The following is a 21465-nucleotide window of genomic DNA, read 5'->3' as shown; positions in this document are numbered from 1 at the left end:
AGCCTGCTTTTATAGCAGGCTTTTTGCTTTTCTGGGGCAGGTAAAATTGCCCTCAGTTGCCGAGCTTAACCGGCATCCCTGACCGACGTTCCAGTTCCGCGCCCGCCCCCTCGTTGACAAGCTCGGTTCGCAGCGAGGCAGATATCGGCAAAGGCACTTTCCGGGTCGATTCAAATTCCGCCCGGTTCCGTGATAGCGGTTCATGCACCTCAACCCAGCGGCTGCCGTCCGGCTCTGTCGTCACTTTAACGGGCTGATCGATAAGCTGTACACGGGTGCCTACCGGGACGTTATCGAAAAGATATTTAATGTCGTTATTGCGCAAACGAATACAACCCTGGCTCACCCGCAGTCCGATGCCAAAATTGGAGTTTGTCCCGTGAATGGCATACAGCCTGCCAATATAAATCGCATACAGTCCCATTGGGTTATCGGGCCCGGCGGGCACGAATGCAGGCAGCGTTTTCCCCTCTGCCGCATAGGCACGGCGCGTATTCGGCGTAGGAGACCAGGTGGGGCCTTCCTGCTTACGTTCTACCGCTGTGACCCAGTTTCGCGGGGTTTCGCGCCCGGCCTGACCAATGCCGATGGGTAACACTTCAACAGTGTTGCTTCCCGGTGGGTAATAGTAGAGGCGCATTTCTGCCGCATTAACGATAATTCCCTCGCGGACGGTGTCAGGCAAAATCAGCTGCTGGGGTATCACCAGTTGCGTCCCGGATTTAGGCAAAAAAGGATCCACGCCCGGGTTCGCTTCCAGCATATTGCTCAGACCCTGCCCGTATTGCGCGGCAAACGCTTCGAGCGGTAGCGTATTGTGATCCGGCACGGTAATGGTTTGCGAAGTGCCCACCAGCCGACTGCCTGTCGGCGGTAAAGGATAACTTACCGCCTGAACGCTCTGGCTGATAAGTAATGCAGCAAGACAACTCAACACATTTATACGACACATATTCCCTTCCTCAGTCGCACCTTGATTTGCTAAGCATAGCGTAGCCGCTTTGCATTACCCATCAGGAAATAAAATCAGTTTGCACACGCGCCCTGGCGCGGTAGTCTCATACGTTCCGTTTATATGACGGTGGCTATGTGAGTGACCTTTTCTTATACCAATAATTAGAAATACGTGCAGACAGGACAACTATGGACTCCACTCTCACCTCCACACATCCCAACGAGGAGACACCTTCGCTCAATCGTGCCCGCCGCGCAGCCCTCGGCAGCTTCGCGGGTGCCGTCGTCGACTGGTATGATTTTCTGCTTTACGGCATTACTGCCGCGCTGGTGTTTAACCGCGAATTCTTCCCCCAGATTAGCCCGGCAATGGGTACGCTCGCCGCGTTTGCCACCTTTGGCGTCGGCTTCCTGTTTCGTCCACTGGGCGGGGTGATCTTCGGCCACTTCGGTGACCGTCTCGGTCGCAAACGCATGCTGATGCTCACCGTCTGGATGATGGGCATCGCCACCGCGCTGATTGGCGTTCTCCCTTCATTTTCCACCATTGGCTGGTGGGCGCCGGTGCTGCTGGTTACGCTGCGCGCCATTCAGGGCTTCGCGGTAGGCGGCGAATGGGGTGGCGCGGCGCTGTTATCCGTTGAGAGTGCCCCGAAGAACAAGAAAGCGTTTTACAGCAGCGGCGTGCAGGTGGGCTATGGCGTAGGTCTGCTGCTCTCCACCGGGCTGGTGTCGCTGATGAGCCACTTCACCACCGATGAACAATTCCTGAGCTGGGGCTGGCGCATTCCGTTTCTCTTCAGCATCGTGCTGGTTGTCGCTGCCCTGTGGATCCGCAACGGCATGGAGGAATCTGCTGAGTTCGAACAACAGCGGCAAGAACCGCCCGTTGCCAGAAAACGGCTGCCGGTGATGGAAGCGCTTGTCCGGCATCCTGGCGCTTTTCTGAAAATTATCGCCCTGCGCCTGTGCGAACTGCTGACGATGTATATCGTGACCGCGTTTGCCCTCAATTATTCAACGCAAAATCTCGGTCTGCCCCGCGAGCTGTTCCTGAACATTGGCCTGCTGGTCGGCGGGATCAGCTGCCTGACTATCCCCTGCTTCGCCTGGCTGGCGGACAGGTTTGGTCGCCGTCGCGTCTATATCACTGGGGCGCTGATTGGCACCCTCAGCGCCTGGCCGTTCTTCATGGCGCTGGAGGCACAGTCGATCTTCTGGATTGTCTTCTTTGCCATCATGCTCGCTAACATCGCCCACGATATGGTGGTCTGCGTGCAGCAGCCCATGTTTACCGAACTGTTCGGGGCGAGCTATCGCTACAGCGGCGCGGGCGTAGGCTATCAGGTGGCAAGCGTGGTCGGGGGCGGGTTTACGCCATTTATTGCCGCCGCGCTGGTGACCTTCTCCGGGGGCAACTGGCACAGTGTGGCACTTTATCTGCTGGCCGGTTGCCTGCTGTCAGCGGCGACGGCGCTATTGATGAAAGAGACGAGCCACACCTGATCTCACTTTTGTTTCACAGGCGTGTGACATACTATCGGGTAGAGTCGCACACCTGTGGAACAAGGAGACAGAGATGAATAATAAGGGCTCCAGCCTGACCCCGGCTCAGGCGCTGGAAAAACTCGATGCACTGTATGAACAGTCCGTCAACGCGCTGCGCAGCGCCATCAGTGAGTATATCGAAACAGGGAAACTCCCCGACGAAAAGGCCAGAAGTAAGGGCCTTTTTGTTTATCCATCGCTTTCCGTCACCTGGGACGGCAGCGCGACTAACACGCCGAAAACGCGCGCCTACGCACGCTTTACCCACTCCGGCTGCTACAGCACCACCGTCACCCGCCCTGCACTGTTCCGCCCTTATCTTGAAGAGCAACTCACGCTGTTGTATCAGGATTACGGCGCGCACATTGCCGTTGAACCCTCACAGCATGAGATCCCGTATCCGTATGTGATTGACGGTTCGGCATTAACCCTCGACCGCTCCATGAGCGCGGGACTGACGCGCCATTTCCCGACCACCGAGCTGTCGCAGATTGGCGATGAGACGGCGGATGGTATCTACCACCCGGCAGAATTTTCACCGCTGTCGCACTTTGATGCCCGCCGCGTGGATTTCTCTCTGGCGCGCCTGCGTCACTACACCGGGACGCCCGTCGACCATTTCCAGCCCTTTGTACTGTTTACCAACTACACCCGCTATGTCGACGAGTTTGTCCGTTGGGGCTGTAGCCAGATCCTCGACCCGGATAGCCCTTACATCGCGCTGTCCTGCGCCGGCGGGATCTGGATCACCGCGGAAACCGAGGCACCCGAGCAGGCCATCTCCGACCTGGCGTGGAAAAAGCACCAGATGCCTGCCTGGCACCTGATCACCGCTGACGGCCAGGGGATCACCTTAATTAACATCGGGGTTGGTCCGTCAAATGCCAAAACCATCTGCGACCATCTGGCGGTATTGCGCCCGGACGTGTGGCTGATGATTGGACACTGCGGCGGCCTGCGTGAAAGCCAGCTGATTGGCGACTACGTGCTGGCCCACGCCTATCTGCGTGATGACCATGTGCTTGACGCTGTGCTTCCACCGGATATTCCTATCCCGAGCATCGCCGAAGTGCAGCGTGCGCTGTATGACGCCACCAAAGAGGTGAGCGGTATGCCGGGTGAAGAGGTTAAACAGCGTCTGCGTACCGGTACGGTAGTGACGACGGATGACCGTAACTGGGAGTTGCGTTACTCCGCCTCCGCGCTGCGTTTCAACCTCAGCCGTGCCGTCGCGATTGATATGGAAAGCGCTACCATCGCCGCACAGGGATATCGCTTCCGCGTCCCTTACGGCACGCTGCTGTGCGTCTCCGACAAACCGCTGCACGGCGAAATTAAGCTTCCGGGTCAGGCCAACCGTTTCTATGAAGGGGCAATCTCCGAACATCTACAAATCGGCATTCGCGCCATTGATTTGCTGCGTGCGGAAGGCGACAGGCTGCATTCCCGTAAATTACGTACCTTCAACGAGCCGCCATTCCGCTAACCAGAACAAGGAATAACCATGCACACCCCAGCACGCTTATCGGCCCTGCGCCGGTGGCTACAGGAAAACAATCTTGATGGCATGATCGTGCCGCGCGCGGATGCCTGGCAGAGTGAGTACTGCGCGCCGTACGATGAAAAGCTGGCCTGGCTGACGGGCTTTGATGGCTCCGCAGGTCTGGCGCTGATACTGAAAAACACAGCCCTGCTGTTTGTCGATGGCCGCTATCAGGTTCAGGCTCGCCTTCAGGTCAATATGGATGAAATTGAAATCCACCATCTGCACAATGAACCGCTGGCCGAATGGCTCACAGCCAACGTCAGGGCCGGCATGCGTATTGGGTTTGAAGCACTGCTGATGACCAATACGGAGTTCGGGCAACTGTCTGCAACACCCTGTGAACTGGTTCCGCTCAGTCAGTCGCCGTTTGATACCTTATGGCACGATCGCCCTGCCGCGCCGGCGGGACGTATTCGAGAAATGCCGGTGGAGGTCAGTGGCGAAAGCAGCCTCGCCAAACGCCAGCGCGTTGCCGCCGTGCTGGCCGCACACGATGCCGATTATCTGGCCGTGACTCTGCCGGATAACATCGCCTGGCTGTTGAACGTGCGTGGCACTGACATTCCATCCAGTCCTGTTCCCCTCTCCTTTGCCCTTCTTGACCGTGACGGTAGCGTGGAGTGGTTTGTTAACGACAATAAGCTCAGCGAGCTACCCGAGAGCGTGAGAAACGCGTTCAGGATTGCGCCACAGGATGCCTTTATCGAACGCTGCCAGCGCCTGTCACAAGGCAAGCGGGTGATGGTTGATGCCGATTCCGCACCGGTCGCCCTGCGCTTTGCCATTGAGCCAGAGGGCGAAATAGTCTGGCGAACCGATCCCATCACTCTGATGAAAGCCACTAAAAACCCGGTCGAACTTGCCGGGTATCGCGAGTGTCATCACCAGGACGGTGCTGCCTGGGTGAATTTCCTGGCCTGGCTAAGCCGTGAAGTCCCCCTGCGTGAGGCGGCGGGAAAACCGCTGACGGAGCTGGAAGCGCAGGCGCAGCAGCTTGCGTTCCGTAAACAGCAGCCTGGATTTATTGAGCAAAGTTTTGCCACCATCTCCGCCTCCTCCAGTAATGCGGCGATGTGCCACTATCACTCAAGCGAAGCCAGCAATAAGCCCATCGGTCATCATCATTTTTACCTTAATGATTCCGGCGGTCAGTACCATAACGGCACCACTGACGCCACGCGTACGCTGGCATGGGGTAGCGTGCCGCCACAGCAGAAGTTGCACTACACCGCCGTACTGAGAGGGTTTCTGTCGTTGATAACCTTGCAGTTCCCCTCCGGCAGCCAGGGCCATCAGCTTGATGCCTTCGCGCGTCGCCCGCTGTGGGAAATGGGGCTGGATTACGATCACGGGACAGGGCATGGGGTAGGACATCAGTTGCTTATCCATGAGAACCCGCATCGTCTTGCCAAAAAGGTTAACCCGTGGCCCCTGGTGGCCGGCACCATCATGACTATCGAGCCTGGATATTATCTGGCGGACAGCCATGGGATCCGCATTGAAAACCAGGTGGAGATTGTCGAAAGCCGTCCGGGATTCTGCACGTTTTCCTCACTGACGCTGATCCCGATCGACCTGAGCCAGGTCGAGTTACAGCTGTTGAACGAACAGGAAAAACAGTGGCTGGATGAGTATCATCAGCAGGTGCGTGAGGCCCTGTTACCGTTGGTCGACAGCGACGCGCGGCAATGGTTGCTTGAGGCGACGATGCCGGTTGGGGTTAACCACTAGAAATATCAGGTGGATGCCGGGCGGCGGTTTCGCCTGACCCGGCTGTAAGCCCGTCGCATCGGACTTTTTCAGAACGCAGAAAAGCAAAAAACCTGCTATAAAAGCAGGCTTTTTAAATTTGGCTCCTCTGACTGGACTCGAACCAGTGACATACGGATTAACAGTCCGCCGTTCTACCGACTGAACTACAGAGGAATCGTGTGAACGGGGCGCATATTATCGATGCTCCCCGATGATGTCAAAGGCAGAATGCATATTTCTGACTGTTTGCCGAATTATTCTCCACTTCGTGCATTTGTCAGGCATTCTGTTGATTCTGTGGTCGTTGGTTCCTGTTTTATTCGCGGGTATTTCCAGAGCCAGCGCCCACTGACCATACGCCAGTAGAACAACGCCCCACGCACCGCCCAGTCAAGGAACATCCCCAGCCAGACGCCGACTACCCCCATGCCAAGCATGACCCCGAGCGTGTAACCCACCACCACACGGCAACCCCACATGCCGAGCATCGACACCCACATCGCGAAGCGTGCATCGCGTGCCCCTTTCAGCCCGGCAGGCAGAACCCATGAAGCCGCCCAGATGGGCATAAAGGCCGCATTCAGCCAGATCAAGATCTTAACGACCTCTTTGACATCATCTTCGTGGGTATAAAAAGAGGCCATAAGCCCGGCAAAGGGGGCGCTTCCCCAGGCGATCAGCGTCAGGCCAATGGTTGACAGCCAGAAGACGTGCCGCAACTGCCGTTCCGCCTGCCCTATCTGCCCTTTCCCCAGCCGTTTACCGGTGATGATGGTCGACGCCGAACCGAGGGCGTTGCCCGGCAGGTTTATCAGGGAGGCGATGGAGAAGGCAATAAAGTTACCGGCGATAACGTCGGTCCCCATCCCGGCGACAAACATTTGCGTCAGCAGCTTGCCCCCATTAAACAACACGGATTCAATACTGGCGGGAATACCAATTCCCATCACTTCCCAGATAATGGCGAAGTTAAAGGGGCGGAAATAGCTCTTCAGCGTAAGGCGAAGTGACGGCGTGATCCCCGCCATCAGCACCCCGAGAATGGCAGCAGCACCGATATAACGTGAAATCGTTAACCCCAGCCCGGCACCCACGAACCCGAGCCCGTCCCAGGAGAAGACGCCGTAGATCAGCACGCTGCTGATAATAATATTCAGGATGTTCATCCCGCCGTTTATCAGCAACGGAATTTTGGTGTTGCCCGCCCCGCGCAGCGCGCCGCTGCCAATCAGCGCGATGGCTGCAGCCGGATAACTCAGGACCGTCATTTCCAGGTAGGTCAGCGCGAGGTCTTTAACCTCATTTGTGGCCTCACCGGCGACAAAATCGATAATTTCCCTGCCGAAATAGTGGATCACCGCCGCCAGCACGATCGAGAAAATGGTCATGATCATCAGCGACTGTCGGGCAGCCTCGCGCGCACGTTTAGGATCGAGCTTGCCGAGGCTAAAGGCGACGACAACCGTCGTCCCGAGGTCAATGGCAGCAAAAAATGAAATAACCACCATGTTAAAGCTGTCCGCCAGCCCGACACCAGCCATCGCCTCTTTACCCAGCCAGCTGACCAGGAAGGTACTCAGCACCCCCATCAACAGAACGCAGGTGTTTTCCAGGAAAATAGGCACGGCAAGGGGGGTGATTTCACGCCAGAACAGAACACGATAGCTTTTACGCTTTGCATACCATGGCGTGCGCATAATCGCCTGGCGTAGGGGGGCAGTGACGTTCAAAATGGACCTTAACGAGAAAGTTGAAACTCCATTTCAAATGATGGGGGAGAAATGCTAAACCTGCAAAGTATTTTCCATAAAAAGATGTGTGGATTTACAACAAACTGTCGACAGAATCATCAATCGATCGCTAATCGCTAAGATCAGGTTTGACAAAACTTTTTTCGCCGCTAAGATAAGCCTCCACAACGATTCCTCTGTAGTTCAGTCGGTAGAACGGCGGACTGTTAATCCGTATGTCACTGGTTCGAGTCCAGTCAGAGGAGCCAAATTTAAAAAGCCTGCTTTTATAGCAGGCTTTTTGCTTTGCTGGTGAGGGAAAATGAACGCTCTGTTTGTCTACGGCACGCTACGCCCGGGTCACGCGAATGCACATATTCTTGAAAACATCGGTGGCGAATGGCAGGCCGGTTTTGTCACCGGGACGTTTTACGAACATGGCTGGGGCGCGGCGGCAGATTTTCCGGGAATAGTGCTGCACCCGGACGGCCCACACGTGGAGGGCTTTCTGTTTATCTCTGATAGCCTGAGTGCACACTGGCCAATGCTGGACGAATTTGAAGACGGCTACGATCGGGTTGAGGTCAATGTGACCACGCCGGATGGAAAACAGGTCAACGCCTGGATTTATCAGCTACAGCCGCGTACTGCGTAATAAAAAAGGCTCTCTGTCACCAGAGAGCCTTTTTTGTATTCATCGGCGATTACTCGCTTTTGGCTTCACCGTTTTTGATTTCGCCCATTACTTTCAGTTTCTTGGAGATATCACGGCGTTCTTTAGACAGCTCAGCGTTTTTGATGATGTAGTCATCAACGCGGTCTTCGTAGTCGCTCTTCATGCTGGCGATGATGCCCTGAATAGCCTCAACGCTCATGCCTGGCTTGATGTAGTCGCTCAGGTTATCGAGCAGCAGGACACGTTTCTGGTTGTCACGGATCTTCTTCTCAACGTCCTGGATTTCACGCTGCAGTTTGTTTTTGCGGCGGAACAGGCGGACGAATTCCAGAACATCCTGGAACGAAGGCTTGGTAGTTTCCATTTTTACACCCCTGATAATGTGAGATTCGGATTCGTTAAAGCAACCGTTGTAACAATAACCTTACTGACAGCGGCTGCGAATGACAATGAGTATATCGTTTAAAGCTATCATAACCCCAATTGATGCTGAATCGAAGCAGCAGGCGTCACATATGGAGATAGCTGCTCTTTATTTGCGCAGCGCCCGGCAAATGAGATGCGACAGTAGCTCCAGCTGCCGCGCTAGCTCCATGCTCAGCCAGACATAACCATGAATAGGCGTTTCCGCGACGTTATCGCTCTGACGCTCATGCATTAACTGCTTCAGCTCCGCAACGATCTCATTCAGGCGTTCACTGTTCGCCAGGATGGGCTGCGGGTTACCTTCATAAAGCGCGTGGGCGATGGTGAGCAGCGTTTGCTGCGTCATCTGCTGCGTCTCTTTTAAGGTATGGGCGTTGAGCATTAAAAGGTGGCTGGGACGAGAAGCCCAGTGCGCGTTGATTTGCAGCTCAAGCATGCATACCAGATTGCGGCTTACCGTCTGAATGGCTTCGAAAATGGATTTCTGGATATGGGTTTCTTTGCTGGCCGGGGTAATCAGCCCACGCATCCTGACCACATCGTTGAGGATCGTTTGCAGGTGTTTTTCCAGCCGCGGACGTTCAACCAGGTTAGGGGAAAATCCGGCCTGATAGACACGGTTGAATGCGGTGACATAGTTAGCCATCTGAATACGCCAGTGCAGAAAAGCACGCTGTGGCCAGATGCCGGTAAAAAGCATAGCCAGCAGTGAGCCGAGGATCACGTCCCCGCTTCGCCACAAGGCGGTCGTCATATCCCCCGCCGGTGCACCGACCACCACCGACAGCGTGATACCAATCAGCAGCGCCTGATAGGGCCTTTTGCCTAAAGCCAGCCAGCCGCAAAGGAACATCGCGGCACCGCACCAGATCAACATAACAGGAAACGAGATAAGCTCAAGCTTCAGCGCGATAAGCCCCAGGGCAGAGCCTAAAACGGTACCGCCAATGCGCTCGAAGGCGCGTGGAACAACGTTCCCCCAGAACGAAATAGGCCCCATCACGACCACCAGCGTGATAAGCGGCCATGTTCCCTCAGGAACATCCAGCAAACGAACCAGCACAAACGTCAACACAAAGGCCAGCGCGATACGGCACCCATGTACCACGCGGTAGTGTTTGTACAGACGAATTTCAAAAGGGGTTAATGATTTGTCGGGACGCACACCCGCTCTCCAGCTACACGGCAAATCACAATTGTACTGTGTTTTCAGCCGGGCGGATCACACCCGGCTGAAAAACCCTGTAATAACCAGGCTTAACCGGCTTTGTGCTCTACACCAATATACATTTCGATGTCCCAGTAACCGTCCGCGTTACCATCATTAAGGTAGCGCTCGAAACAGGGTTTAGGGGCCATCTGGTAGCTGTTGTCCTGCAAGAGGGAATTAAAGAACTGGTTCCATGGGGTCGCGAAGTCATGGTTCTCAACGCGCGCCGTCGCCACCGCATACTCTCCAGCGGCGATTTCCGTCATCATGACGCCTTCGCTGTTTTCAGGAATGACAAAATCGTCCGGGACCGTTACGGCCGTGTCACAGCGCAATTTTTCTGCCGGGACCTCGTCCGGATTATCGTAGTAAACCGCAACCCACTCCAGCGGCTGAATGTGACGTCCATCCACCCACATGACTAACTGTTCGAAGCCCTGTTTTACCGTTTTGTCCCACGGCCCGACCAGATGAAAGCCGGCGATTTTACGTTTCTGTTGCTGCTTGATGCTGTAGTCCATGCTGCCTCCTTTTATTACTGTATATTTATACACTATAAAGCAGGTTTTAACTGTTCAGCAAACGAGGAGTGTTTATTATGTGAGCAGACTCGCAACCGCGCCAGTCTGCTCATGTGCTTTAACGCAGGCCGTTACAGCGTGTGATGCAGATAATCGCTCAGACGGGAGAAGAGGCCGCCTTTATTCACCGCTTCGAGCGTCACCAGAGGCCAGTGCGCCACGACTTTGTCACGGTCGTAAAGCTGGATCTCCCCTACCCGCTGATGAGCCGCAATCGGCGCTTCCAGCTCTTTTTTATCCAGCACGTACTTGGCTTTGATGTTAGGAACTTCTGTTTTAGGCAAGGCCAGCCAGAAATCCTGGTCGGTGCCCAGCTCCACCTGCTCTTTATCGCCATACCAGATACGCTCTGTTCCCACTTTTTTGCCGTTATGCAGGATCTGCACCGTATCAAAGTTCTGCTGTCCCCAGTGCAGCAGCTTCCGGGCCTGTTCCTCACGCCCTTTCGGGCTGTCAGCGCCCATCACCACCGCGATTAAACGACGCTGACCGTCAACCGCTGACGCAATCAGGTTAAAGCCCGCTCCCGACGTGTGCCCCGTTTTCAGGCCATCAACGTTCATGGTTTTATCCCACAGCAGGCCGTTACGGTTTTGTTGGGTGATCCCATTCCAGGTAAGGCTCTTTTCGCTGTACATGTGGTAGAACTCTGGCTCGCCGTGAATGATAGCCCGGGAGAGCACGGCCAGGTCATAGGCAGAGCTGTGCTGCCCCGGCGCGTCCAGACCGTGGACGGTTTCAAAGTGGGTATCGCGCAGGTTCAGCTTTTGTACATAGTCGTTCATCATCTTCACAAACTGCGGCTGACCACCCGCTACGTGATCCGCCAGCGCCACGCAGGCGTCGTTACCGGAATCCACAATCAGACCACGGCTCAGGTCGCGCACCGAGACACGCTCGCCCTCTTTCAGGAACATCAGCGACGATCCTTCAAACACCGGGTTCCCTTTTGCCCACGCGTCGCGGCCAACGGTAACGATGTCATCCGGGGTAATGCGGTGGCTGTCGATGGCCCGATCGACAACGTAGCCCGTCATCAGCTTGGTCAGACTCGCCGGATTACGTTGTTGATGTTCGTTGCCCGCCGTTAAGATCTGACCAGTCGTGTAATCCATTAGCACCCAGGAGCCCGCCTGAATGGCCGGAGGCTGCGGCGAAAAATCCAGCGGATCGGCCGCGAAGGCAGAAGAGACACTCGAAGCGAGTAAAGAAACAGCAATAAACAGACGGCGTTTCAACGGTATATCCTCAGGTCATTAAAAATCGATGACCTTTTTACGGGAGTTCTGTTGTCGTTACCTGGCTTAATTGCAAAAAAATGTGACAGAAAGCAGATTTTACGCTGAAGCGGCCTCGCAAATTTGCACGGTGATGGCGCTTTTTATTCGGACTGACCTGCACGATCGTTTACCATAGAGACGTCATTTTTTAACAGGATGGTATTACTGGTGTCTGATTCAGCCGCGCGCCCTACATTTTTGTTCCACGATTACGCGCAGTAGCCACGAAACCCGCGCTATTAAAGCCACCAACCTCAGCACATTTTCATTTGGTACGCAATTTGGTACACAACGCGTTTTTCACATCACCTGGCAGTCGTCGAACTCGCCCGAACGCGCATCGTTGATACTGTAGGTGATCACACCAAATACCGGCCGCGAAGTATCAGACACATCATCCTTCGATGGTAACGGCTCCCTCCTTCCATCCTCAGGGTTCTCCAGGCAAGGATGCGGTAGCGTCCTGTAACGCATGATCCTGAACTCACCATCAACAGCACAGACAAGCAGAGAACCGTCTTTCGGCGTCAGCGATGAGTCGACGATAAGCATGGCACTCTTCATTATTCCCGCACGCAGATATGTCGTGCCAGCTACCATCATGTAGGTGGCTGAAGGGTGGGCAATGAGACGCTTATCAAGTGATATGCGTTCTTCAACATAGTCTGCTGCTGGCGATGGAAAACCCATGATGCACCTCCGATTGACACTGTATATAAATACAGTATAGCCTTACCCACTTGCGATCAAGTAATGATCAGATTTATCTGTGATGGTAAACTTCAGGTGACTGATTTTTGAAGATTCCAGCTAATAGCAAGGTTGTGACGCACTGGGTTTAAGAAAGTGCGCTGCAAATGTTGGTAAGTTTATAAGCAAGGTTTGTGTTCAGATAAAAAATGTGCTTGGTTGGCTACTTATATAAGGGATAAGGAATGTTGTTTAACTCTTTAGAATATACGGTATTATTCTTACCTCTAGTTGTATTGATATACTTTTACCTAAAAAAATTCAACATAGCTATTTCTAAAGTGTGGGTTTGTTGCGCAAGCCTATACTTCTACACATTCTTCACGTTTAAGTTTTTGCCTTTTTTATTAATCTCCATGTTAATAAATTACTTCATATTAAATATGATAAGAGATAGAAAGGCAAAATTATATGTATCGCTATCTATTATATTTAACGTCGTATCTCTAGGGTACTTTAAATACTGCGACTTCTTTGCAAGTAACATATCAAGTCTTTTAAACTTGAATATAGGGCACTTAAATGTTATTGCCCCACTAGCTATCAGTTTTTATACATTCCAGCAGATTTCATTGTCAGTTAGTTTGTATAAAAAGCAGGTATCTAACATTTCAATGCTTGATTATTGCTCCTACATTTTGTTCTTCCCTAAGCTTATATCAGGGCCAATAACTAATTACGACGTAATTACAAGTCAACTTAATTCGAGAGAAAAGTATTTAGGTAAATATTTCGCTCCTGCTATTTTTATATTTAGTGTTGGAGTTTTCAAAAAAGTTGTCATGTCTTCATATTTTGGTTCTATAGCGGATCAAGGTTATGCTAGCATCACATCTCTTGGTGCTTTGGAAGCATGGATAACAAGCCTTTCATACAGTATACAATTGTACTTTGATTTCTCCGGATATACTGATATGGCAATTGGCTCAGCTCTTCTGTTTGGCGTTGTGCTGCCTATAAACTTCAACTCACCGTACATTGCAACAGACCTTCAAGATTTCTGGAGACGCTGGCACATCACCCTTTCAACATGGCTCAGGAATTATGTTTACATACCTCTTGGCGGTAACCGAAAAGGTGTTTTCCGCACATATCTAAATCTATTCCTGACATTTTTGATTGGTGGATTCTGGCATGGAGCGGGATGGAATTTTATTGCCTGGGGTGCACTACATGGATTTGGACTTGTTATTCACAGGTATTGGTCACAAAATGGATTTCGCATGCCTAATGTGGTTGGTTGGTTTGTTACATTTAACTACGTAAATATTACTTGGATTTTCTTCAGAACTGAAAACTTAAATGATGCATTTAGTTTACTAAAGAAAATGTTTGCAGGTTATGATTATTTGGTTTCAGGATTTAAGTTCACTCAGCCTTTTGCAGACTCCTTCCTCTATGAGGCATCAAAAGGTGGTTTCTATATGATAGTGATTTGCGCCATTGCCATCATGGCATGCTTAGTTAATGCTAACTCTAATGTGTTCCTTGGAATGATTAAAGAGCAGAAGAGAGGGGTTGCGTGGAACCTTCTTGCGCCTTGTTTGTGCGCTTTTGGGGTTTGCGTTGCTGTTATTGCCTCATTGGGGGGAGCGGCTCCCGGTTCCTTTATCTATTTTAATTTTTAAGGACGAAACGTGAACTATAAATTTAGCGTCTCTTTATTCTTCGCAATACTTGCGATTGCCGCAGGGTCGTTTATTTATGCATTCAAAATGCAGGAAGGAAAGCAGAACGTAGGTGAGTGGTGGCTAGTGAACACTTATCAGTTTAAAGAGATGGCTGCTGAAAGCATAAAATCAAAGAAAATAATTGTTCTGAGCGGGTCGAACAGCCTTTTTTCGATTAATGCTGATACTATTTCATCAAAAACTGGATTCCCTGTAGTTAATCTAGCTACTCATGCGGGGTTGGACTTAAACTACCATTTTTACATTCTTAAGAAGCTTATGAAGAAAGGTGACATTGTAGTCATGCCTCTCGAGTATGAATATTATACCTCTAGCGGAAAGCCAACAGACTGGTTTGTAAACAATATGACAGGCTGGGGGCATGATTATGTTTCCTCACTTCCTGCATATGATTACATAAAATTTTTAATGAATGTGACACCTAAACGAATGCTGGAAGGTTTTTCAGCCACAGATAAAGGTTACGTAGAACCTATTAGTTCAGTATACGAAAAGTTTAAAACAGCAGACGGCTCATATAATGGCTACAGTTATAAAAGCATGGACAAATTTGGTGATATTAATTACATCACTAATGAAAAAACTGTATTTGATAATATAGAAAAAGGCAGCTTTGACTATTCATCTAACATAAGTGCAATATCAGACTATTCAGCAAATAAACTAAAATATATAAAATCCTTTGTCGAAGAAAATGGAGGCACATTCGTACTGACTTGGCCTGTTACGATGAGAAACCCATTGTTCGACACAGATATAGCTTCAACTACTGATAACTTAACTCGGCTAAAATCATTACTGCATGATCGCGGGCTCGAGATAAAATGCTCGCCAAGCGCATCAAACTTGGGAAGAAAATTCTTTATGGATTCTGCTTATCATACTAATGGATATGGTGCATTAATAAGATCAACATTTTTAGGGGAATGCCTGAATACTGTTATTAATGGTAAGGGTGGTTACAATGATAACCAGAACTTCAGAGCAGTAGTTTTAGAAATGGAAAGCAAAACACCATTTCATGATTGATTAAACAGCGGGGCTTAGCCCCGCTGTTTTTATAACTTCACACCATCTAAGGAAACCTGTGTCGTACCTGCAGGTAAGTTAAAGAAATAACAGTTACCATTAGTCCCAACATACAGATTACATACTCCAACAGGGAGATTAGATGCGTTTATTGCTGTGACGGTTCTCATGACAACACTGGATATACTGAATGTTGGTGGGAGTTTAAACGCTACAGCACCATCATTATTATTTGTTGCATGGAGGCTAAGCATACCTGAGAATTCACGCCCCTTAACCTTTGGAATAGATGATAACCCAAAACCGCTTGAAAGCCAGGCAGATGGCATCGCCTCTGAAGATTCGTCCTTGGTCATATCCGGGCGTGAAAGCCACCCAATCACTGAGCGCGCCCACCCCTGTGAAAGCATCATTGAACCGTAGGGGCTCGGGTGAATATTATCAACTACGATCTTATCACTCACAGAGTATGGAGTAAGGCTTAACCATTTCGCTGTCATGGCTCCATATGCCTTCATTGGCTCCATGTTCAAAAGGCCGCCTGCATCCGCGACAGCGCGTATCAGAAGTGCGCGATACGTATGAAGCGTGTCATTATGGAGTGTATTTTGTCCGCCAGATTGACCATTTGCGTTCGCTTCAGCTTTTGAATAGAAGGCTGTTGGGATACCAACTATTGGCTGAGCACCAATAGATTTAGCGTATGTTACCATCCCTTGAATGGTTGATATAAAGCTCGAAAAACTAGTTTGCAACTGAACATCATTAACACCAATCTGAATCAAACATAAATCATAACCTGACCCGACTGTTTGCAATCTGGAATATTGCTGTGCAGCATTCTCTCCGCTTACCGCTAAATTGTTAATTTCCGCAATATTTATTCCAGCGGAACCTAAAATCATTGGGAGATATTTAACATGAGAATACTGGACTGATGGATCACTAATTGAATCGCCGCAAAAAATAATTTTAAGGGCTTTCGCTCCAGCATAACTCCTGCCAGAAACCTTGCTCATTTGAGATACACTTACATCGCTGTTTATGTTCTCTGTTCCGAAGCAAATACCCAGAATATTAGATCTGGTTGTATAGCTATAAACCGTTAAACCGTTAACAAGGACAGAGAAAGTTCTAGTCGATGTAACTTTCACAGTCAACAATGAGTTGTTAAAATTGTCACGCTGCTGATTCAGCAGGGCGTATGGAACTCCTTGAACGACTCCTGGAAGACCATTAGTCCCATCTACTAATTTTACGGCTTGGGTTCCTGAATCCTGGGCAATGTATGCATATCCTTGCGCAGTTATTACGCCAGCAAAGAAAACACCTGAAACAGATGAAGAAATTAACGAATGCACTTCATCACCCGGTACAGCTGACGTAATGGCTCCTCGAGCCTCTCCATTTCCTGCATATACAATACTGTCAGCTGATGCAGAAGACGGCGCTAAGGATGCATTAACATTAGTTAATGCAACGATTTTGAAATCACTTGTACCGCTCAATGATTTTGGGTTTGAATATACACCATCTCCATTGTTAACTGTCGGCAGTATCTCACCTAATTGTTTTTGTACATTAGCACCAATATAGGAACCAAAACCAAAGTTAACATATTGAATAGGTATCTGAATATTTGATTTCAGACCGGTATTAACCAGCGGGCTGTTTTGAGCACCGCCAGAGTAAGTCAAATAAATAGACACACCATCATCAGCAACAATCCTGATAGGGCTAGTTACAGGCGTGTTATCGTCACCGTTGATAAAATACTTACCGGTGCCATCAGTGGTTTTGATGAGTCGTAAATCTCCACCGCCAATAGAATTTAGATAAGTAAAGTATCTTGCAAATGCATCTTTATTATTTGTTGCGCTAGATGCATTGGTCCCATCAAAATCATCCATGCCGCCAAAACTGAGCAAGTTTTTATTATCAGATATGATGTCTGATAAATCTCTAGCAACCGATCCAGTTGCGTCAGTTGTGCCATGTATGTTGCTGGTGCCATTGTCTTTCTTTAAATCTGACCGTAACGCAGCGTCTCCTACACTTACCCATTTCCCCTTCCCAATCCCACCGGTGCTATCAGGCGTAGATCCAGGGGGAACTACTTTGGGGAGCGTCCCATCCCATCTGTAGTATTCGCCGCTGCTTTCCCAGCGTAAGCACTCGTTAGCAAGGCTAAGGGTGCTGCCATCTTCAAAAGAATCCTTCGTGATATAGCCATAATTCAGAATTGCCTGATTCGCATCGTAATTTATACCTTCAATTGTACGATGCTTATTGCCAAATCTGTCAACATAATCATGGCTTTCAGACGTAACAAATTCGTCGATTTTTCCTGCGTTAAATTTCAGGTCGCGAGGCGATTCACTTGGAACAGGGAGATTGGTTGGTTGCGTAGCCATATTGATTCCATAAAAAAACCCGGCGCAGAGGCCGGGTCTGGTTAGTCGGGATAGGTCTTATTGGTAAATCAGGTCGCTATACTCAGCGAGGGTTAAGGCTGTGCTTCCCTTACCGTCTGGCTGCTTAGCTGTTATTGTCCACTGCCCTGCATCAAGCTCCTGTGACGTGGCAATGACGTACCGGGAAGGAGACTGGACGTCAACGCCGTCGAACAGATTCAGGTCAATGTCTGGAATGGCAGCAGTAAAGCCAAACGCGGTGTCAGTGCGTGGAGATGCCGGATATCTGGCTGTGGTAGCGCCGGTTGTATCCGTGACCTGTACAAACATGGTTCCTGAGAAGTTGATGCGCTCACTCGTCTCGAAGTCATTGCCGACCCGTGACACGATGTATCCGGCCTGCTGGTTGGTATCATATGTATCCGGCACCTGAACCATATCGCCAATGTTTACCCATTCTCCGTCAGCCATTGCTGTGATGGCCATGGTCATACGGGAGAAGATCAGCCTCTTGCACTCGCGCAGCGCCCTTTCGTCCGCCTGAAACCTGTTTCTGACGTACAGCATTTCGAACTTTTTCGCCTTAGTCGGCGATCCTTCAATGATGGAATTTCCCGATATCCGGTACCGGACAAAGTCCTGCTTATTGGTGTCCGGGTTGCGGAACTGCACTTCAACGCCGTCATAGCCGCCTGGAAGCGTCATGTCGTAAGAAAGCGAGTAACCGTCTGGCTTTGTGTTTGAGCGGTTGAATATCGTGGCCGCAGAGGTTTTCTTGCTGTCTCGTGTGAATGACAGCACGCCGTTATCGTCATAAACGGACACGCTGGCAGCGTCACAGACGGTCTCCATCCGCGAGCCGAGCGACACATCCTCATCATCAAAGGTGTAATCGAAGTATCCGAGGCGCGGGTCGATAGCGTCGATTTCAGCCTGTATCTGGTACAGGCCATAAATGTCGATGCTCGACTCCGGCTGCTGCCCGACGACCAGCCAGTTAAACAACGCAATGTCAGCGAATTTACGCGATGGTCTGAGCGTATAGTCGACCTGTTGCGTCGTCATGTTGTAGCTGATGACATGGCGGGTGATCAGCGCGTTATATTTCCTGTCGCGCCCGCTCGTGGCATTTTCTGTGGCCCGAACCTTTACCATTACCAGCGAATCTTCAGCGTGAACGACGTTTGTCCTCACGTTTACCGCATGGATTTCTTCAACCTGAAGCTTACTGGCATCACTGCTGTTATCGGTCCTCTGGAATGTGATTGCATAGCGCCCAAACCCGCCAGTTGGAATAAGCTTGTCCGTCCGGTTAAACGTCTCAGACATGTAGTCATGAGGCGTTGTCTGACGGTAAGTAAACACCTGTTCGGTTCCGGGGATCTGGTTATTGCTGTCGTCGACTTTCCAGATTGTCACCTTCCAATTTGTTTCGCTATTACCGCCGAGGCCGGACTGCGTGTGAAGCCACAACTGGCTTGATGCAATCGGCGAGAAAAACGGCCCCACTATCAGCGCAGCGTTATCATTCAGGATGAACTTCGTCGTATTGATGGTTGCATCCTGAATGGGGATAGCCGGGCCATTCAGACGGTCAAATGTGAAGGTGTAGTAATAGGTCGGATTAACCACTGCTCCGTCGTTTGTTTCCTGAAACTGTATCAGCCTGCCAGAAAGAGTTACGTCTTCCGTTCTGGTACCGCCAGTGATTGGATACGTCACATTAATGGTGAATGTCACCGGGTGCGGGAAAGTCAGATCGGCAAAGTAATCGAAGGTTGCCTGTTTCACGATTTTCATCGCTATCTGTCCCCCTGCATAGACACCGCTGATAACAGTGTTTGCAGTGGCCGTTTCTACCGGGAAATCGCCACTCTCGTTTAACCCTGGCACTTCCTGCCCGTCAACGTCATCGAAATGGTAGCCTTCATTCACTACCGGGATTACGTCACCTGGCTGGTAAATGGTGTAACTGGCCCCTGCCATTGAACCGAGATTTGACTCTGAGAAACGCACAGACGTAACGTCGTATTTACCCAGCCCGAATACCATCAGTTCAGTGATGTATTTCAGGTTGCTGATATATTCGAACAGCGATTCCTGAGCCAGATCCGGGAAAGAACGCACCTGACCGAAGTTATCAGGCTTGGCTTCGCCATTACGCGCAATGTTGGTCTGGCCTTTCAGACTGTTGTTTGGCGACGTTTTACTGTTCCCGCCGGCAGCGCCCGCATTTGCTTTCGGCATCAGCCCGGAAAGTACTTTCTGAGTAAATTTTATCGGGTTGAGGTGCTCGAGCGGGTTCAGGATGGTACCAATCAGACCGCCGTTTTTAGGCTGGTCAAAAATGACTACCCGGTCATTTTTCTGAAGAACAAACCCCAGTTCTTCTTCAGGCTCCAGCTCTTTGCCGTTAACGTTGATGCGAATATCGCGGTGAAAACTTTCCTGCTCAAGCCAGTCATAAAACACCGTCCCTGCTTCAACTTCCGCCCTGTCCTTCGGCATCCCCGGGACGCGCTGAATTTCGATTACCGGCATACTGGTAAAACTCCACTCTGGTGAATAGCTTCTGAATTGTCCGTATCGCGTCAAATCTGACGTGCCCGTATTCCCCGCGGCTGTGCAGCGCCCGGCCGTCAACAATCAGGCCAACATGCACAGGCTGGCTGCCAACCCAGGCCACGAAGATCCCTTCATCGAAAAATGTTTCGCTTCGCTGCCAGAACACGACATCCGCGTCATAGCAGGTCATGAAGTCGCGCCCGGATTCATAGTCCGCAGTCTGGTGTACCTCGATACCGAGAACATGCCGGTAATACATCACCACCAGACCCCAGCAGTCTGCTGCGTCGAAACTGCACGCCCGGTTACTCCATGGCACGCCCTCAATTCGAGAAATAAACTCGTCTCTATGCATTCTGAAGCCCCGGGTATTCTTCGACGGTGTACAGACGGCCAACGTTCCGGTTTAGCGGATTAATTCGCGTGAGGCTGCATGTGACGTCCTTGTCATCCATCGAGCAGTCATTGACGTAGAGCGTCCATGACTTGATGGCTGTGCTCATGTCTGCAGCGTCAAATTGTTGATAGGTGGCAGAGATCGGTGTGATGCGCGAATGCGCCTTCCAGAGTTTCAGCTTCTGCTTAAAGTCCTGCGCCAGGCGGCTAAATTTAACCGTGCTGTCGAGTACCGGCGTATTGCTTTGCTGGCTCTCCGTAAGCTCCATCCGGCATGGAGTGAACACCTGGCCGCCTAACGTTTTTGGGAATATCTGGTTGTTCACCAGACGCACATATCCAAACGTCTCGTTGTAGAAGGTGATCGTCTCGTACAGTATCCGATTAGGTCTCTGGCTTTGAAATTCTCTCAGTGTGGGCATTACGGAACCCTCGAAAGGCTTTCCGGATCGCGTCCATCCGGATAACCGGTGACGATAATATCGAGCCATGAACCCCACGGCGGCGGAAGCTCGACAATAATGTCGTCATACTCATCATCAGAGTTAACCAGTTCTCGCGCGACAACATCACCGCTCCAGGTGAAAATGGATCCGGACTGCGACCATGTCGGCCAGGAAAGGAAATGCAGTTCCTGAACCTCTATCCCTGTGTCACCAGTACCTGTCCCGAGGCGCATCGTGAACCACTGATTGCAGTTATCGAGGTAGTTCGGGCTCCGCAACCACTGCATGAAGGCCCGATGCTGATCCCGGGTGAAAATCCACGTAAGAGAGAATGTGGTTTTCAGGTCATCGGTGAGTTTCTGAAATATTGGCGCGCCGACCGCCGGCTGGTCCGTCCGAAAACCGGTATCGGTCGAGGGTATCTTCCCTTTTTGCGCCAAGGGCAGCCAGTCAGGATATGGAATTGGCATA

The 21465-nt window shown here is 50.8% G+C and carries 18 protein-coding genes and 2 tRNA genes; 7 read left to right on the top strand and 13 right to left on the bottom strand.

The features are described 5' to 3' along the window. Positions 1–52: 52 nt before the first annotated feature. Complete coding sequence (gene ldtA / locus HV157_RS23680) at positions 53–952, bottom strand: L,D-transpeptidase (protein WP_040017923.1); 900 nt, start codon at positions 950–952, stop codon at positions 53–55. A gap of 191 nt (positions 953–1143) precedes the next feature. Between ldtA and shiA the strand changes: the two genes are divergently transcribed. From shiA to HV157_RS23665, 3 genes are all read left to right on the top strand, one after another. Beyond that, entirely contained in the window at positions 1144–2460 is a 1317-nt protein-coding gene (shiA, locus tag HV157_RS23675) for a shikimate transporter (protein WP_138014003.1), read from the top strand. Positions 2461–2533: 73 nt separating this feature from the next. After that, on the top strand, positions 2534–3988 hold the full coding sequence (locus HV157_RS23670; RefSeq protein ID WP_014170778.1) for an AMP nucleosidase: 1455 nt from the start codon (positions 2534–2536) through the stop codon (positions 3986–3988). A gap of 18 nt (positions 3989–4006) precedes the next feature. Next, positions 4007–5779: an aminopeptidase P family protein gene (locus HV157_RS23665; protein WP_138014004.1), complete on the top strand. Its 1773-nt coding sequence runs from the start codon at positions 4007–4009 to the stop codon at positions 5777–5779. 119 nt (positions 5780–5898) lie between these two features. Here the strand turns inward: HV157_RS23665 and HV157_RS23660 are convergent. Together HV157_RS23660 and emmdR are read right to left on the bottom strand one after the other, a co-directional pair. After that, a tRNA-Asn gene (locus HV157_RS23660) sits at positions 5899–5974 on the bottom strand. 80 nt (positions 5975–6054) lie between these two features. Beyond that, positions 6055–7530 carry a multidrug efflux MATE transporter EmmdR gene (gene emmdR, locus HV157_RS23655; RefSeq protein ID WP_071605454.1) on the bottom strand — a complete coding sequence of 492 codons (1476 nt, stop codon included), beginning with the start codon at positions 7528–7530 and terminating at the stop codon, positions 6055–6057. Between the two features lie 193 nt (positions 7531–7723). On the opposite strand from emmdR, the gene HV157_RS23650 reads away from it, so the two are divergent. After that, a tRNA-Asn gene (locus tag HV157_RS23650) sits at positions 7724–7799 on the top strand. Between the two features lie 53 nt (positions 7800–7852). Then, positions 7853–8185: a gamma-glutamylcyclotransferase family protein gene (locus tag HV157_RS23645; protein WP_086532325.1), complete on the top strand. Its 333-nt coding sequence runs from the start codon at positions 7853–7855 to the stop codon at positions 8183–8185. A 49-nt stretch (positions 8186–8234) separates the two neighbouring features. On the opposite strand, the gene HV157_RS23640 is transcribed toward HV157_RS23645, so the two are convergent. The 5 genes from HV157_RS23640 to HV157_RS23620 form a co-directional block, all read right to left on the bottom strand. Then, positions 8235–8570 (bottom strand): DUF496 family protein, encoded by a 336-nt coding sequence (locus tag HV157_RS23640; protein ID WP_008499467.1) that lies wholly within the window; start codon positions 8568–8570, stop codon positions 8235–8237. Positions 8571–8738: 168 nt separating this feature from the next. Beyond that, entirely contained in the window at positions 8739–9797 is a 1059-nt protein-coding gene (locus HV157_RS23635) for an FUSC family protein (protein ID WP_182269021.1), read from the bottom strand. Between the two features lie 92 nt (positions 9798–9889). Beyond that, entirely contained in the window at positions 9890–10363 is a 474-nt protein-coding gene (sbmC, locus tag HV157_RS23630) for a DNA gyrase inhibitor SbmC (protein WP_032678501.1), read from the bottom strand. Between the two features lie 131 nt (positions 10364–10494). Beyond that, on the bottom strand, positions 10495–11661 hold the full coding sequence (gene dacD, locus HV157_RS23625; protein WP_182269020.1) for a serine-type D-Ala-D-Ala carboxypeptidase DacD: 1167 nt from the start codon (positions 11659–11661) through the stop codon (positions 10495–10497). Between the two features lie 342 nt (positions 11662–12003). Then, a complete protein-coding gene (locus tag HV157_RS23620) occupies positions 12004–12393 on the bottom strand; it encodes a S24 family peptidase (RefSeq protein WP_182269019.1) in 390 nt (129 codons plus the stop codon). A gap of 245 nt (positions 12394–12638) precedes the next feature. Here HV157_RS23620 and HV157_RS23615 point away from each other — a divergent pair, with 245 nt between their 5' ends. Then, positions 12639–14081, top strand: coding sequence for an MBOAT family protein (locus tag HV157_RS23615; RefSeq protein WP_182269018.1), 1443 nt, complete (start codon positions 12639–12641; stop codon positions 14079–14081). A gap of 9 nt (positions 14082–14090) precedes the next feature. Continuing rightward, complete coding sequence (locus HV157_RS23610; RefSeq protein ID WP_182269017.1) at positions 14091–15173, top strand: hypothetical protein; 1083 nt, start codon at positions 14091–14093, stop codon at positions 15171–15173. 29 nt (positions 15174–15202) lie between these two features. On the opposite strand, the gene HV157_RS23605 is transcribed toward HV157_RS23610, so the two are convergent. From HV157_RS23605 to HV157_RS23585, 5 genes are read right to left on the bottom strand one after another with little or no spacing between them, the layout of a single operon-like run. Next, positions 15203–17587: a GDSL-type esterase/lipase family protein gene (locus HV157_RS23605; RefSeq protein ID WP_182269016.1), complete on the bottom strand. Its 2385-nt coding sequence runs from the start codon at positions 17585–17587 to the stop codon at positions 15203–15205. Between the two features lie 57 nt (positions 17588–17644). Continuing rightward, complete coding sequence (locus HV157_RS23600) at positions 17645–20128, bottom strand: host specificity factor TipJ family phage tail protein (protein ID WP_182268301.1); 2484 nt, start codon at positions 20126–20128, stop codon at positions 17645–17647. Next, positions 20070–20507 carry an NlpC/P60 family protein gene (locus tag HV157_RS23595; RefSeq protein ID WP_182268300.1) on the bottom strand — a complete coding sequence of 146 codons (438 nt, stop codon included), beginning with the start codon at positions 20505–20507 and terminating at the stop codon, positions 20070–20072. The genes HV157_RS23600 and HV157_RS23595 overlap by 59 nt, the downstream gene beginning before the upstream one ends. Next, positions 20500–20970, bottom strand: a complete 471-nt coding sequence (locus HV157_RS23590) for a hypothetical protein (protein ID WP_044865745.1) — start codon at positions 20968–20970, stop codon at positions 20500–20502. The genes HV157_RS23595 and HV157_RS23590 overlap by 8 nt, the downstream gene beginning before the upstream one ends. Further along, entirely contained in the window at positions 20970–21464 is a 495-nt protein-coding gene (locus HV157_RS23585) for a hypothetical protein (protein WP_182268299.1), read from the bottom strand. Before HV157_RS23585 ends, HV157_RS23590 begins: the two co-directional genes overlap by 1 nt. Between the last annotated feature and the right edge of the window lies 1 nt (position 21465).

It is taken from the genome of Enterobacter sp. RHBSTW-00318 (assembly GCF_014101375.1).
GTDB lineage: Bacteria > Pseudomonadota > Gammaproteobacteria > Enterobacterales > Enterobacteriaceae > Enterobacter > Enterobacter ludwigii.
Note: the sequence above shows the minus strand (reverse complement) of the source record. Positions and strands in the feature narration are given on the sequence as shown.